Here is a 14661-nt window from a genome sequence, read left to right on the forward strand (position 1 = left end):
ATTAATTTCGGTTAAAGAAAAACAACCCAAGGTTAAGTGAAACAGTTTGCAGATTTTTTACATCATTATACTTGAATGCTGTGTAGTGATAACGCAAGCTAAGGTCAATGCCACCTAATGAGTATTTATTAAATGAAATGCGTGTGCCTATTTCAGGTGCAACTGTAAATCGGAATCCACTTTTCTCATCTACCAATGTGCCGAACCATTCTTCATAGTTAACCAGGCTGCCACCTGCTGAAATTCCCACATAAGGTTGAAACAAAGATCCTTCATTGATTTTGCTGTAACTTCCTTTCAGCATTAAAGGTATTGTCTGCAATGAATGTGATTTCACGGCTGAGATATCCGTTTCTGAGAAAGTATAAGTCTGACGGTCTTTCTTTTGGTAGAGATCATTGCAACCTCCGGCAAATCCAATTGAAAAATTATTGTTGATGTAGTAGCTGTAATCGGCAGAAAATCCTCTTGGAGAAATGGTTTCTACAAAACCACGCACACTGCCCACAGGTAAATGAGTAGAGTGCTGGATGCTGATCTTCGATAATCCTTGTTGTGCTGTTACAACATTGGCTGAACTAATAGCTATTATTAATATGATTAGTTGTTTCATCTGCTTATGTTTTGTTCGATCAATTAATTTCTTTTGATGTATGGCGCAACGTCAAAAAGACCTTTTACGATCAAAGGCACCGCCTGTGGGTTAAAAATTTCTTCACCACGAATGGTGCCGCTCCACAAGATCTTCAACGAATTTCCACTTGTATTCTTCAGGTCGATGATGTCAATGGCCCAAGCTGATTCGTTAGTGTTATAAAAGACAAACTGTGTTGGCGCCCAACTATAGCCTGAATAGCCCCAGAACGTTGGGTCCCAATATCCATAATACGGATCCCACCAACCATTAACCGCAGCTACATTAGTATAACTGTTATCGATCCTGGCGATACTTATGCCCAGATCGGGATTGTTGTTCTTACTTGTAAGGCTGTATCCCCGTGACTGCATTGTTGCTTTCACTTCAGCGATCATTGACTGTGCAAGAGCATTGGTTTCATAATTATTACTCCCTTGCCTGTTACTGATGAGAATAATAGAATCAGGAATGGTTACATTCGAAAAATTAGAAAAGTTAATTCCGTTGTTACCGCTGCTGATGTACACCCAGCTTTCCTCTACACTCAGATTTTTGATGGGATTTTTCTTACAGGAAGTCGCAAGAAAGATGAACAGTAATGGTAAGAAAGCAACGCTCAATCGTTTCATATCCTTTTAGTTTATTCATAATAGAAACAAAAAGGAGGCCAGTTGAGTTTTAAACAGCCTGTTAAGAATCATTTAAGGCCATGTTTCAGGTAAGCTGCTTTTTTGTCATTATTTGTTTAAATTAGAGCAAACAAAAGCGCTTGCGTTATGATTAAAATCTCTGATCTCAAAGAAGGTGATCTCGTAATGGTCGATTTCGAAGGCACACTCATGGAAGGAGAGGTGCTTGAAGTAAACAACGGTCAAAAACTGGCAAAGGTTCTTACCAACGGCCAGAATGAATTTTGGTATGCCGGGGAAGTGCTGAAACCAATACCCCTCAGCGATGCCGCTCTCAAAAAAATTAATTTTACCCGGGAAGACCAGCCCGATGGGTCAGTAAAATATCTGAAAGGAGCTTTTAGGGTTCATTTAGATAAGCCCGATGATTTCAGTAATATCAGCTTCTGGTATAGAGAAGATAAACGTCATGTAAATCAATCAATTGCATTGCATCAACTGCAGAATTATTATCTTGATATGACCAAGGTGCATCTTACTGCAGAAGCAATTTAAATAGCAGAAAATTTTATATTTGGCCCCGGCTTGGGAATTTTTTTTTGAAAATGCCCGCCGGGGCTGATTTTTTTGTATTCTTTTCCAGAAATCCTCCTATCTTTGCGACCCCAAAAAGTATGGCGAAACAAGCACTTATTAAACAGGACGGCAAAATTTTAGAAGCATTAAGTAATGCAATGTTTCGGGTACAGCTTGAAAACGGGCATGAAATTTTGGCCACCATCTCAGGAAAAATGAGGATGCACTACATCCGTATTCTCCCTGGAGATAAAGTTGGGGTTGAAATGAGTCCCTACGATTTGAGCAGGGGACGTATTATTTTCAGATATAAGTAAGCCGTGGCTTATTAATAGAAATAAAGTAAACAATAGCTCGCAGCGAACAGCTTGCAGCACAAAGCTTAAGAAAATGAAAGTAAGAGCATCCATTAAGAAGCGTAGCGCCGACTGCAAGATCGTTCGCAGAAAAGGTAAGCTTTATGTGATCAACAAAAAGAACCCTCGCTTTAAGCAGCGTCAAGGGTAATTGTTGCTGATTCAAACCAAACAAGAACAATAAAAGTAAAATAAGTTATGGCTCGTATTGCCGGTGTTGATTTACCAAAGAACAAAAGAGGAGAAATAGGCCTTACCTATATCTATGGTATTGGTCCTTCTACTGCAAAATACATCCTTGAGAAATCAGGTATTGATGTAAATAAAAAAGTGAACCAATGGAACGATGACGAATTGAATGCAATTCGTAACGTTATTACCAACGAGTTCAAAGTAGAAGGTCAGTTGCGTAGTGAAGTGCAAATGAGCATTAAGCGTCTGCTTGATATTGCTTGCTACCGTGGCTTACGTCACCGTAAAGGATTACCTGTTCGTGGACAGCGTACTAAGACAAACAGTCGCACACGTAAAGGTAAACGTAAGACAGTTGCAGGTAAGAAGAAAGCAGCTAAGAAGTAATAAGAATTAAGTTGAAAGCTGGTAGCAAACGCTAACAGCTTTCGGCTTTTCTATATACACCAGTTCTTACAGGTTAACAGCAGATATCACGGTGTAGATGGAGCGTTGATCTGGTCCACCTCAGGTGGATTATTTTAAAACAAATAGATTACCTCGGTTTTCAATTATGGCAAAAGCACAACAGGTGAGCGCTAAGGCAGCCGCCAAGAAAAGAGTTGTAAAGATTGATTCGCATGGCGACGCACATATCAGCGCCACTTTCAACAACATCATCATCAGCTTAACAAACAAACAAGGACAGGTTATTTCCTGGAGCAGCGCCGGTAAAATGGGCTTCAAAGGGTCTAAGAAAAACACTCCTTATGCTGCACAGGTAGCATCTGCAGAAGCTGCGAAAGTAGCTTTCGATGCTGGTGTTAAGCGTGTAGATGTATATGTAAAAGGACCCGGTTCTGGTCGTGAAAGCGCTATCCGTGCTTTATCACAATCAGGTATTGAAGTAGCAATGATCAAAGACGTTACTCCTTTACCACACAACGGTTGTCGTCCTCCTAAAAAGAGAAGAGTTTAATTGATTGGTGCGTTTTACGCATCTGTCCAGACATATTTGAATCGCCAAGATTCATTCATTTTATTAAAAGGGTGGCTGATTAATTTTTAACGCTTTTACGGATCAGTTCACCGGTTTCTAAAAAGCGTAAATGAATAAAAACTATGGCACGTTACACTGGTCCTAAGACCAAGATCTCCCGTATTTTCGGTGAGCCAATCCTCGGCAATGGCAAATGGTTGGGTAAAAACAGCAACCCTCCGGGTCAACATGGCGCACAACGTAAGCGTAAAACTTTAGGTGAATACGCTTTACAGTTGCGTGAAAAACAAAAAGCCAAATACACTTATGGTGTATTAGAGAAACAATTCCGCAAAACATTTGAAGAAGCTGCACGCTTGAAAGGTGTAACCGGTGAAAACCTGATCCGCCTCCTCGAAGCACGTTTGGATAACACGATCTACCGTTTAGGTATTGCTCCAAGCCGCCCTGCTGCACGCCAGCTGGTGAGCCACAAGCACGTTACTGTAAATGGTATTGTTGTAAATGTTCCTTCTTACCAACTGAAACCGGGTGATATCGTTAGCTTGAAAGATAAGAGCAAGGATAACACTTCTGTTACAGGCCAGGCAAAAGGAAAGAATCCTAAGTTTAACTGGATCGATTACAACGAAGCTGAAATGAAGGGTACGTTCATTGCTTACCCTGAACGTGAAAGTGTTCCTGAAAATATTAAGGAGCAGTTGATCGTGGAATTGTACAGCAAGTAATAAGCTTTGAGCCGATAGCTCAATCCAGTTACAGAACGTACAAGAGTGCGACGCAACAGCAGATGAATAAAGGCATAACAGCCGATTACAAAATGTAAAACAGAAACTTCAATATGGCTATTTTGAATTTCGTAAAACCCGACAAAATTGTTCTTCAGAAGGCAAATGACTTTGAAGCACAGTTTGAATTCCGTCCGCTTGAACCCGGTTATGGTGTTACCATTGGTAATGCGTTGCGCCGTGTGTTGCTGAATTCGTTGGAAGGTTACGCTATTACCGGTATTAAAATCGAAGGCGCCGACCATGAATTCGCTACTGTAAAAGGTATCAGCGAAGACGTTGTGGAAATCATCCTCAATTTAAAACAGGTTCGTTTTAAAAAGAAAGTTGATCATGACATTGCTCATGAGAAAGTTACTTTGAGCCTGAAAAACAAAACAGAATTTACTGCTGCAAATATTGGTGAAGCTACTCAGAGCTTTGAAGTAATGAACCCTGAATTGCTCATCTGCACAATGGATCCAAGTGCAAAGCTTGATATTGAGATCAACATTGCAAAGGGCCGTGGTTATGTTCCTGCAGAGGATAACAAACCCAAAGATGCTCCATTTGGTTACATTGCTACTGATTCGATCTTTACGCCAATTAAAAACGTAAAGTACCTGATTGAAAATACACGTGTGGAACAACGTACTGATTTCGAAAAATTAGTAATGGACGTTGTTACTGACGGTACTATTCATCCGGAAGAAGCAGTAAAACAAGCAAGCCGCATTCTCATTCAGCACCTTATGATCATTACTGATGAAAACATCACGTTTGATAACAAGGAAGAGAAGAAAGAAGATGTGGTTGATGAGCAAATGCTGCAACTGCGTAAGGTATTGAAAACACCATTGGAAGATCTTGATCTTTCAGTACGTGCCTTCAATTGCCTGAAAGCTGCGAAGATCAACTCATTGAGTGAGTTGGTTCAGTACGAGCAGGAAGATTTGATGAAGTTCCGCAACTTCGGTCAGAAATCTCTGGCAGAAATTGAGCAGGTGTTAGGCGAAAGAGGCTTACACTTCGGTATGGATCTTCACAAAATGGGATTAGATAATATCGATTAATATTTTTACTCAGCTGCAGTATTGCAGCTGAGTATTTTTTTAAACATAGTCTTGTAATTCCTGACACGGTACAAGACTCTAAAATTTAAACGTCATGCGTCACGGAGACAAAATCAAAAACTTGGGACGTACCGCTTCTCACAGAAAAGCGTTACTGACCAACCTCGCAATTGAGCTGATTCAGCACAAGCGTATTGTTACAACCTTAACCAAGGCGAAGGCTTTACGTACATGGATCGAGCCATTGATCACTAAGGCAAAAGATAACTCAACTCACAGCCGTCGTGTTGTGTTCAGTTACTTACAAAACAAAGAAGCTGTTACTGAACTGTTTAGCACGGTAGCAGAAAAAATTGCAAGTCGCCCGGGTGGTTACACACGTGTACTGAAATTGGGAATTCGTGTAGGTGATAACGCAGAAAAAGCCATGATTGAACTGGTAGATTTCAACGAGATCTACGGTAAAGGAAAAGGTGAAGCTGCTGCTCCTGCTAAGAAAACCCGTCGTGCCGGTGGTGCGAAGAAGAAAGCTGAAGCAACAGCAGAAGCTGCTGCGCCTGCTGCTGAAGAAAAAACAGAAGAAAAATCAGCTGAGTAAATTAAATGTTGAAAATTTTCTGATACAGAGGCAGGCCGTTTGGTTCTGCCTCTTTTATTTTGCACTTAATTATGACACAACCACATAAGCCAACAGGAACTCAAACCGCTATCTTGATGTTGGAAGATGGCAATGTATTTTACGGTAAAGCATTTGGAAAGATTGGTACTACAACCGGCGAAATCTGTTTCAACACAGGTATGACAGGTTACCAGGAAGTATTTACTGATCCCAGTTACTCTGGCCAAATCATTATCATGAACAATGTGCACACAGGAAACTATGGCACATTTGAAAAAGATGTAGAGAGCAATAGTGTAAAAATTAAAGGTTTGATTGGCCGCAATCTTGAGGATCGTTTCTCAAGATATTCTGCCGACAAATCGTTGCAGCAATACCTTGAAGAACAGAATATTGTTTCTATTGAAGATATAGATACAAGAGCAATTGTAGCCCATGTGCGCACAAAAGGTGCCATGAACTGCATTATCTCTTCTGAAATATTGGATGAAGCAAAACTGAAAGAAGAGTTAGCAAAAGTTCCTTCGATGGAAGGACTTGAACTTGCGAGTACTGTAAGCACAACTGAAGCTTATAATATGGGTGATGAAAAATCACCGATCCGTATTGCTGTAATGGACTTTGGTACTAAGCTGAACATTTTACAGTGCATGGTTGATCGTGGCGCTTACCTGAAAGTATTCCCTGCAAAAACAAAGATCGAAGAGCTAAAAGCGTTTAACCCTGCAGGTTACTTTATATCAAATGGTCCCGGCGATCCTGCAAGTATGGATTATGCAATTGAAACAGTGAAGGCGATCATCAACGAAAAGAAACCAACTTTTGGTATCTGTCTTGGTCATCAGTTGCTGGCATTGGCAAATGATATTTCCACATTCAAAATGCATCACGGTCATCGTGGATTAAATCACCCGGTGAAAAACCTGGTAACAGGTTTGTGTGAGATCACTACACAGAACCATGGTTTTGGTGTTGATCCTGAAACGGTGCGTAAAGCAGCCAATGTTGAGATCACGCATGTGAACCTGAATGATGAATCGATTGAAGGTATTCGTTTGAAAGACCGTCCTGCATTCTCTGTGCAGTATCATCCGGAAAGCACGCCTGGTCCGCACGACAGCCGTTACCTGTTTGATGATTTCATCAACATGATCAAAAGCAGTTTAAATTAATAAGAAGCCCTGACTAATGAGTCGGGGCTTTTATTTTATATTTACGATATGAAGAAGATCGCCATCATTAATGGACCTAACCTTAATCTGCTCGGCAAACGTGAGCCGGGTGTATATGGCAACCAGTCGTTTGAAGAATATTTCGAAGAACTGAAAGCAAAATTTCCAACAATTGAGTTTCATTATTATCAAAGCAATGTAGAAGGTGAGTTGATCAACGAATTACAACGTGTTGGGTTTTCATACGATGGCATTGTAATGAACCCCGGTGGTTACACGCATACTTCTGTTGCCCTTGGTGATGCGATAGCTGCCATTACAACACCTGTTGTGGAAGTACATATCTCTAATGTACATGCAAGAGAAGAATTTCGCAAGTTGTCTCATGTTAGTGCAAAAGCTGCGGGCAGTATTATTGGTTTGGGGTTGAGGGGGTATGAGTTGGCGATCACATGGCTTTTAAAGGAAGGTAATAGTTAACGAGTAGTAAATTGGCATGAAAAAAATTGTAATTGACGCACTAGTAACAATTTTTATTTGTGCAGGGTTGTTTTTTTTACTTCAGTACTTTGCTGAAAAAACTGGTTTGTTTCTTCCATTGGGTACCAGGCATATTTATCAATTACTGCAGGCATTCATTATTCTTTTTTGTCTTTATGCTTTTTTCTACAAAAGACTTTGGAATTCGGGATTATTTCGAAGCCCATTAAAAGGTTCACTTTTCCTTTTTTCAATTGTCACTCTGCTTTTTATTATCTATCACTCTCTTTCCTTAAATAAAAATATTCTGGCATACTATAGATATTTTTCTTCTGATAATTTTATATCATGGAAGGGCAGGATGTACGAGCGGGATAGTTTATTAGGTTACAGGATGCGTCCGGATAATTTCAGTTCTCTTGTTTACGATCTGAAGCAACCTGTTCCTGTTAAAACTGACCGTAATGGTTTTAGAGTGGCACACACCGGAGAACAATTCAGTGATGTAAATAAACCTGTTGATCTCTTATTTCTTGGTTGCTCATTTACCTTTGGATCTGCATGCAAGGCTGAAGAAACATTTCCATACATAGTGGCCCGGGAATCGGGAATGAATTATATCAATGCTGCTGTTGGGGGCTATGGCTTGGCACAGATGATGTTACTGGCAAACCAACTTATTCCAAAATATAAACCTCGTTACATTATTATTCAACGGAGTCCATGGCTCATCGAGCGATCGCTTTCAGAATTTGCTCCAAGCAGGGGCGGTTACGTACTCCCTACACCTTACTTTATTGAGAAGGGAAATGAATTTGCTATTGATCCGCCGGTTTATCAATCACCGATAAATGAATTATTACCCGAGGAAGATCGGAAAATTTATAAGGGTAATTTTTTGCGTTATTATTTCAAGAAGGGGATCAGTTATTTTGGGAATCAACAAATACAAATCATCAAAACAAGAATTGGAAATATTCTTGGTCATAAAAAAAGACCAACAGATCGGGAGCAGGAGGCGGAGCTTTTTGCCTATTCCGAAATAATTAAACTGGCCAGAGAGCATGGTGTAGAGGTGATCTTATTGCATCTCAATAACGGACCTATTACCTTTAAGGCAAATCTTCCAATCAGCAATTACTCATATCGAATTGCAAATGCTGATTCTGCTTTGCGCCAGAGATTGAGCAGCGCTGATGAGCAGGAGTATGTGAGAATGTTTGGGCATTGGGGAACGAAGGGAAGTGATTCGGTGTTTATTGATGGTCACCCAAATCCACTTGCTCATAAGTTGATCGCAACATCAATTCTTGAGCAACTGCCTGGGAAATAATTTCAGTTGGAATGTATTTTTTCTTTTTTTCTGATTGTTTCTTTTTGCACCGTGACGAGAATGCTACTGTCTTTTAAGATTGGCAAATTACTTCCGAATGATTTATTAAGTATGATGCGAAATGTATTGACAGGCGAAACAGAATCATATAGTTTCGCATAATCTTTATCAGGAAAATAGAAGGCGTTGAAGTTCTCAAAGTTGTAACCGGCTTTTTCTGATTCGCTGCTGCGGTAACCATGATCACCAGCTACGATGATTATAGTATTCTTTTTATTGTTTGTTTGTATATAAGCAACCAGTTCCTTGATAACAGTTCCTGCATAAACAAGCTGACTATAGTATGCATCAGCATCATCTTCTTTACGTTTTATTATTGTTTGCTCAGGGTTTTTTACTTTCCCTGTGCTATCGAATGTATAAGGATCATGTGGTATCATAAAATGACCATAAATAAACTTCTGCTTGCCAGAACTTGTGCAGCTTTGCTTTATTAAGGCTATTGTAGCATCCAAATAGGCCTTCTTCTCTTTGTTACGATTTGCGATGATTCTAAATTGTCTTTCTTTTACAAAATCAACATCAATTCGGTTGTAATTCCAAAATACATCACGGTAAATGCGGCCAGGTAGTGTTTTAAAACTATAGTGATACTTTTTAAAGCTTGAAAAATATGAATTGCCCGGCCAATCTTTGTTATCAAAAGATATAGGCTGGTAACTATTAATAGTATATCCCTCCTGTTTAAGAATGCGGAATAATGAATTATTTAAGATTGATGCCGAACCCCAGAAATAGGCTTTCCCGTCATTCATTACAGGAGCGATCCATGGTGGGAGATACTGCATATTAAAGGTTGTGCTTAGTGAATGAATGGTCCAATTGTAATTTGCCTTTCCCTTCGGGATCACATAAAATCCTTTTTGATTTAAAAACGTATCCAGCTGATAATTGTTTCTGCCAAAGTTTTGCAGTATACTTTTTGATGAAGCCATAGCATCAAACACAAGAAAGTAAATATCAGGCTTTAGAGAATCAGGAAGAGCTTTTGCCGGCTGGTAGTCATTGTATGCATTAAAACGAAAGTCAATAAGGTTGTCAACACTTTTATCGAGTTGATAACGCTTCACACTGTTTGGTATTTCTGAGAGAAGCAAAATGGTGAACAGAAGATTAAGGAATAGATACAACTCGGAAAATGCGTTCTTTCCTTTCCTTAAAGCCAGGAATACTATTAGAAACAAAACAAAAATTGCCGGGATAAGAAAGCTGTACTTAACCAGAAAGCTTTGTGGAAGAAGGCTTTTTAAACTATCATGTAGGAAACCAAACACCAGGCAAAATAAACTGACAATAAAAGTAAATATGGCGGCTTTGGTTCCATTTCCGAACAACAGATAAGAAACTAAAAGACAAACAAACATACAGCCAAGAATGACGCCCAGATTAGTGAACACAAATTTGAAGGAAAGAAACCCAAATAATTCATTGTAGCCACTATAGATAAAAAACAGAGGCAACAACAAAAGAAAAAGTGGTTGCTTACCAAGAAATAGCTTTGATTTTTGAAAAAGTTTCTGCATGGTTATTTTCTTGCTCCGGGTAAGGTATAGGGAATGAAAATACTGCTATCTTTTAAAAGTGGCAGGTTTGCGTCAAAAAAATTATTCAATACAACTCTGAAACTGTTGACAGGACTAATAGTTGGATATAGATCCTTGTAATTCCCATCAGGAAAATAGAATGAGGAAAAATTCTCGTAGATCATGTACCCCTTTTTCCCGTATATATTCCTGAAGCCATGATCGCCTTCAATTATGATAACAGTATTTGGCTTGTTTGTTTGCTTGATATGGGTTACAAGTTGCTGAATTATTTTATTGGCAAATTTCACTTGCTCAATAAAGGCTGCTGGCTGTTCCTCTTCGGTATAGGTAACAGTTTTATCTACCTGTTTCAAATTGCCCAAACTATCATAGATGTACGGATCATGTGGTAATTGATAATGTGCATAAACAAACTGCGGCTTTGGTTTTTTCATTGCGCAAGAGTTTTTTATCAACAAAGTTGTTTGATGCAAATCATCCCTATGATTATTGTTTCGTTTTTCATAGTAGGCGTAGTCTTGTTTTTGATTTAACTTGGTTTTTAGCTGGGCAAAATTCCAAGCAAGATCCCTGTAAATTCTGCCAGGCAATGTCTGGTAGAAATAGTTCATGTACAACATATCAGGGAAGAACAAACCGCCACTCCAGTCGTTGTTTCTAAATGAAACAGGTTGATATTGTTTGATGTCGTAACCAGCACCATTCAAGTAACGTACTAATGAGTTGTCGAGAAGTGAAGCAGATGCTTTAAAATACATTTTAGTTTCATCCTGGTAAAGATCCACAGGAGGAGTATAATCCATATTAAGCGTGCTGCTGACAGATAATACCGTGAGATTATAATTACTTTTTGAACTGGGAACAACGTAAAAGTTCTCCTTCTGAAGAAAACTGTCTAATGTATTGTTGTTGAAATTCCAGGTATCCTGCATTGCTGTTGTAGAAGGCAGTGCGTCAAATACAAGAAAATAAATATCTGGTTTTGATGTGTCCGGCAGTTTGAGTTTTTTTTCAGCCAGATGGAAAGCATTGAAACGATCGTCAATTAAGTTCTTGTTTTTCTTGTAGGCAAGAAAATTGGTTAGACTATTAAACAACTCATACCCAATGAACAAACACAGCAAGATATTAAAGAATAAAAAAAGGCGTTTAAATGTGCCAATGCTTTTCTTGATAAATAACCATATGGCAATGAAGAGAGCAAAAATCAGCGGTATAATAACCTTATAGCTGCTGAAAAAATTAGCGCCGACAATTTTCTTCAAGGAGTCATGCAAAAAGCCAAAAGATAAAATGAATAGTAATATCCAAAAAGAAAAGATGGCCGCCTTTCTTTTATTTTTTAGTAACCAAAAATTTAATAAATAAAGCAGTGCGGTTGCAAGCAAAGTGATTGTCAGGTTCAGCAAAACAAAACGAAGAGGAAAGAAGCTAAAAAAAGCGTTGTAGCCATGAAAAATAAAGAATAGCGGCAGCAGCAAAAGGAAGTATGGTTTCTCCCGAAGGAGTGCATTCAACTTTTCTTTCATGGTAGTTATGAAGAGAGTTACTTTTTCCTGTAAACATACATTGTCCGTTCGCTTCCCTGCACAATCATTTTCCTTTCCAATACAAACAGCGGCGCAAATGCATGTTCAAATGTTTCCTGATCATACTCGTCAAATATATCCTTCCGCCACTTCAACATCCCTAAAACTTTTGGATCACTTTTCGGCACAAATTCAATTATGAGAACTTTGCAAACAGAAGCAAAAAAAGCAGCCAGTTGTTCAAATGTAATATTCTTCGCAATTGCCAAGTGATGCATCAACGCCAATGCCATGCATACATCAACTTTTGTGCGTTTAAAGAAAGCTTGACGTTCTTCGTTCCTCCAACCCAGCGAAGGAGAAGGATAAGTGAGATCAATGACGGCCGGATAAATATTCGTTCTCTTTTCCTCTTTGATTCGCTTGTACAACCTGTTGATGCAGTCACTATCGAAATCAGTTGAGATCACCATCGCATCATTTTTGCACAGCAATGAAAATTCACCTTCATTAGCCCCGAGGTCAAGAACTGAGCTGTATTCTGTACTTTCCAAAAGTGAACTAACCAGTTTCTTCTTCTCCGAAAAATAAGTTTCGCTCAGTATTGTTTCTGAATAATAATTATTCCAAGTGGTGGTTTGTACCGGCAGCGAAAGGTTACTGATTAAGCTATGCAGGTTTTGTAATATTTGATCAATATTCTTTTGCGTGATCTTCCTGGTTGTTTGCTTTTGCCCAGTTGAATGTTTACCTGCCATCTTCGCTTGTAAATGCACATGCAGGTAAACCGATGCATTCAATTTTGTTTTGAAAGGAAGTAAGCTTGAGGTAACTGTAGCAGGCACTCCATCAGGATAGCTGAGCATGAGTCTATGTACTTCCATTCCTGTATGAAAAGCTATGAGCAATGGATTCAAAAAACATTCACAAAACTGCCGGTAAGCGATCCAGGATTCGCCTTCTTTGTATGTTTCAAATGAAAGTGTGTCGATCAGCTTAAACCTGCCATCAACAAATTGAATATTGGTTGGCGATGCATCTTTCAGGATCATGCCTTTTTGTAAAGCTTGTTTGCAGATATCAAGCGTTGTTAATGCAGCACCTTTTAATTGCTCAAAACTCCATTCCCATGCATAAGAAAGAAATGGAAGTTGTTGGGGCTGCAGTGTTTTATACCAATCTGCTCTTCCTGTATGATTTTCTGAAAACTCAGTAAACGGGAGTAGTAATTTCTTTTTGAGAAGTTCATCTGCAAGACCACTCTTCATCAACAGATCATAATCCTCACTATAACCAGCTGCAACGAAACGAAAGATCGTTCCATCCTTTTCATAAATAAAACCGGAAGGATCACGAAAAGAAGCAGGATGATGATTAATCGGTTGATTCATTCTTTTCCTCTTCTGTTTTGGGTGGTGTTTTTACAAAGAAGCTTTTGATCCAGTTCCAACCGCTTTTAAAATAAAAGATCACACCCAACACAGCAGCTATAATTACCTGTATCAGGTAACTGCCACTTCCCGGATCAAGGTATAACAACTGCATCATAAATAACGGAGATTGGTTTTTGGAGTTAACGCAAGTAGTGTTTCGTACATCAGGTGAATTGTATTTTCAATATCACTCTTGTGCAACATTTCAACTGTTGTATGCATATAACGTAATGGAATACTTATGAGTACTGAAGGACAACCGTCATTGGCATAAGCAAATGAATCAGTATCTGTTCCTGTGCTACGGCTTAATGAACGCCATTGCACCGGAATTTTTTTCTTATCAGCAACATCCGTAACAAAATCGAGTAGTTTATTGTGAATAGCTGGTCCGGTTGCTAATGAAGGTCCCTTACTGCAGCTGATATCACCTTCAACAATCTTACTGATCATGGGCGTGGTAGTATCATGTGTTACATCTGTAACAATAGCGATATCCGGTTTAATGCGGCGTGCGATCATTTCAGCACCACGCAAACCAATTTCTTCCTGCACTGCATTTACAATGTATAAACCATAAGGAAGTTTCTTTTTGTTTTCTTTCAGCAAACGTGCAACTTCAGCAATCATGAAGCCACCAATACGGTTATCAAATGCACGGGCTATATAATAATCATGGGCCAGTTCATCAAAACCTTCTTCATATGTAACCACACAACCTACTTTCACACCGAGAGCCTCAACTTCTTTTCTGTTACGTGCGCCGCAATCGAGCCAGAGATTGTCAACACGTGGTTGTGGTTCTTTTGCTTCTGGATTACCAAGACGTGTATGAATAGCCGGCCATCCAAACACAGCTTTTACAATTCCTTTTTTTCCATGGATCAACACACGTTTGGCAGGAGCGATTTGGTGATCAACACCACCATTACGTTTCAGATAGATCAATCCTTCCGGTGTAATGTAATTCACAAACCAACTGATCTCATCAGCATGTGCTTCTATCACTACTTTGAAGGAATGTTCAGGATTGAGCACACCAACAACGGTACCATATGAATCGCTGAAATGCGTATCGATATATGGTTTCAGATATTCTAACCACACTTTCTGTCCGCTGGTTTCAAAACCAACAGGCGAATGTGTATTATGATAGTTCTTCAAAAACTCAAGAGATGTGTTTGTAAGAATTGATTTTTTCTTTGCTGCTTTTGCCATCGTTTTAGTGCTTTCAGCAAATGTACGGGTTCGCTTCTTTTAAAAAGCGGGGTATCAGCAC

At 39.2% G+C, this 14661-nt stretch carries 18 protein-coding genes; 11 read left to right on the forward strand and 7 right to left on the reverse strand.

Annotated features, from left to right (window positions below):
- Position 1 precedes the first annotated feature (1 nt).
- Both WG954_RS10005 and WG954_RS10010 read right to left on the reverse strand, forming a co-directional pair.
- Positions 2-613, reverse strand: a complete 612-nt coding sequence (locus tag WG954_RS10005) for a putative outer membrane beta-barrel protein (RefSeq protein ID WP_340436036.1) — start codon at positions 611-613, stop codon at positions 2-4.
- Between the two features lie 23 nt (positions 614-636).
- Entirely contained in the window at positions 637-1266 is a 630-nt protein-coding gene (locus WG954_RS10010) for a DUF4136 domain-containing protein (protein WP_340436038.1), read from the reverse strand.
- 147 nt (positions 1267-1413) lie between these two features.
- Here WG954_RS10010 and WG954_RS10015 point away from each other — a divergent pair, with 147 nt between their 5' ends.
- The 11 genes from WG954_RS10015 to WG954_RS10065 all read left to right on the forward strand — a co-directional run bounded on the left by WG954_RS10015 (position 1414) and on the right by WG954_RS10065 (position 8813).
- Positions 1414-1821, forward strand: coding sequence for a hypothetical protein (locus WG954_RS10015; protein ID WP_340436040.1), 408 nt, complete (start codon positions 1414-1416; stop codon positions 1819-1821).
- A gap of 119 nt (positions 1822-1940) precedes the next feature.
- Positions 1941-2159 carry a translation initiation factor IF-1 gene (infA, locus tag WG954_RS10020; RefSeq protein ID WP_129130093.1) on the forward strand — a complete coding sequence of 73 codons (219 nt, stop codon included), beginning with the start codon at positions 1941-1943 and terminating at the stop codon, positions 2157-2159.
- A 73-nt stretch (positions 2160-2232) separates the two neighbouring features.
- Positions 2233-2349, forward strand: a complete 117-nt coding sequence (gene ykgO, locus WG954_RS10025) for a type B 50S ribosomal protein L36 (protein ID WP_038084689.1) — start codon at positions 2233-2235, stop codon at positions 2347-2349.
- A 47-nt stretch (positions 2350-2396) separates the two neighbouring features.
- A complete protein-coding gene (gene rpsM, locus WG954_RS10030) occupies positions 2397-2777 on the forward strand; it encodes a 30S ribosomal protein S13 (protein ID WP_340429155.1) in 381 nt (126 codons plus the stop codon).
- Positions 2778-2943: 166 nt separating this feature from the next.
- A complete protein-coding gene (gene rpsK, locus WG954_RS10035; protein WP_182804593.1) occupies positions 2944-3348 on the forward strand; it encodes a 30S ribosomal protein S11 in 405 nt (134 codons plus the stop codon).
- Positions 3349-3491: 143 nt separating this feature from the next.
- Positions 3492-4097: a 30S ribosomal protein S4 gene (gene rpsD, locus WG954_RS10040; protein ID WP_324228173.1), complete on the forward strand. Its 606-nt coding sequence runs from the start codon at positions 3492-3494 to the stop codon at positions 4095-4097.
- A gap of 113 nt (positions 4098-4210) precedes the next feature.
- Complete coding sequence (locus WG954_RS10045; RefSeq protein ID WP_324228172.1) at positions 4211-5209, forward strand: DNA-directed RNA polymerase subunit alpha; 999 nt, start codon at positions 4211-4213, stop codon at positions 5207-5209.
- 94 nt (positions 5210-5303) lie between these two features.
- A complete protein-coding gene (gene rplQ, locus WG954_RS10050; RefSeq protein WP_445298453.1) occupies positions 5304-5807 on the forward strand; it encodes a 50S ribosomal protein L17 in 504 nt (167 codons plus the stop codon).
- A 71-nt stretch (positions 5808-5878) separates the two neighbouring features.
- Positions 5879-7000 carry a glutamine-hydrolyzing carbamoyl-phosphate synthase small subunit gene (gene carA, locus WG954_RS10055; protein WP_340436056.1) on the forward strand — a complete coding sequence of 374 codons (1122 nt, stop codon included), beginning with the start codon at positions 5879-5881 and terminating at the stop codon, positions 6998-7000.
- Positions 7001-7048: 48 nt separating this feature from the next.
- Positions 7049-7480 carry a type II 3-dehydroquinate dehydratase gene (aroQ, locus tag WG954_RS10060; protein WP_340436059.1) on the forward strand — a complete coding sequence of 144 codons (432 nt, stop codon included), beginning with the start codon at positions 7049-7051 and terminating at the stop codon, positions 7478-7480.
- 16 nt (positions 7481-7496) lie between these two features.
- On the forward strand, positions 7497-8813 hold the full coding sequence (locus WG954_RS10065; protein ID WP_340436060.1) for an SGNH/GDSL hydrolase family protein: 1317 nt from the start codon (positions 7497-7499) through the stop codon (positions 8811-8813).
- Positions 8814-8815: 2 nt separating this feature from the next.
- On the opposite strand, the gene WG954_RS10070 is transcribed toward WG954_RS10065, so the two are convergent.
- The 5 genes from WG954_RS10070 to WG954_RS10090 all read right to left on the reverse strand — a co-directional run bounded on the left by WG954_RS10070 (position 8816) and on the right by WG954_RS10090 (position 14600).
- A complete protein-coding gene (locus WG954_RS10070; RefSeq protein WP_340436064.1) occupies positions 8816-9943 on the reverse strand; it encodes a sulfatase-like hydrolase/transferase in 1128 nt (375 codons plus the stop codon).
- A 455-nt stretch (positions 9944-10398) separates the two neighbouring features.
- A complete protein-coding gene (locus WG954_RS10075; protein WP_340436067.1) occupies positions 10399-11685 on the reverse strand; it encodes a sulfatase-like hydrolase/transferase in 1287 nt (428 codons plus the stop codon).
- Between the two features lie 281 nt (positions 11686-11966).
- Positions 11967-13340, reverse strand: coding sequence for a hypothetical protein (locus WG954_RS10080; RefSeq protein ID WP_340436068.1), 1374 nt, complete (start codon positions 13338-13340; stop codon positions 11967-11969).
- On the reverse strand, positions 13324-13497 hold the full coding sequence (locus WG954_RS10085) for a hypothetical protein (protein WP_182804612.1): 174 nt from the start codon (positions 13495-13497) through the stop codon (positions 13324-13326). The genes WG954_RS10080 and WG954_RS10085 overlap by 17 nt, the downstream gene beginning before the upstream one ends.
- The gene (locus WG954_RS10090) at positions 13494-14600 is read right to left on the reverse strand and encodes a M20/M25/M40 family metallo-hydrolase (RefSeq protein WP_182804614.1); all 1107 of its coding nucleotides are present in this window, start codon (positions 14598-14600) and stop codon (positions 13494-13496) included. The genes WG954_RS10085 and WG954_RS10090 overlap by 4 nt, the downstream gene beginning before the upstream one ends.
- Positions 14601-14661 lie beyond the last annotated feature (61 nt).

Source organism: Lacibacter sp. H375 (genome assembly GCF_037892425.1).
Taxonomy (GTDB): domain Bacteria; phylum Bacteroidota; class Bacteroidia; order Chitinophagales; family Chitinophagaceae; genus Lacibacter.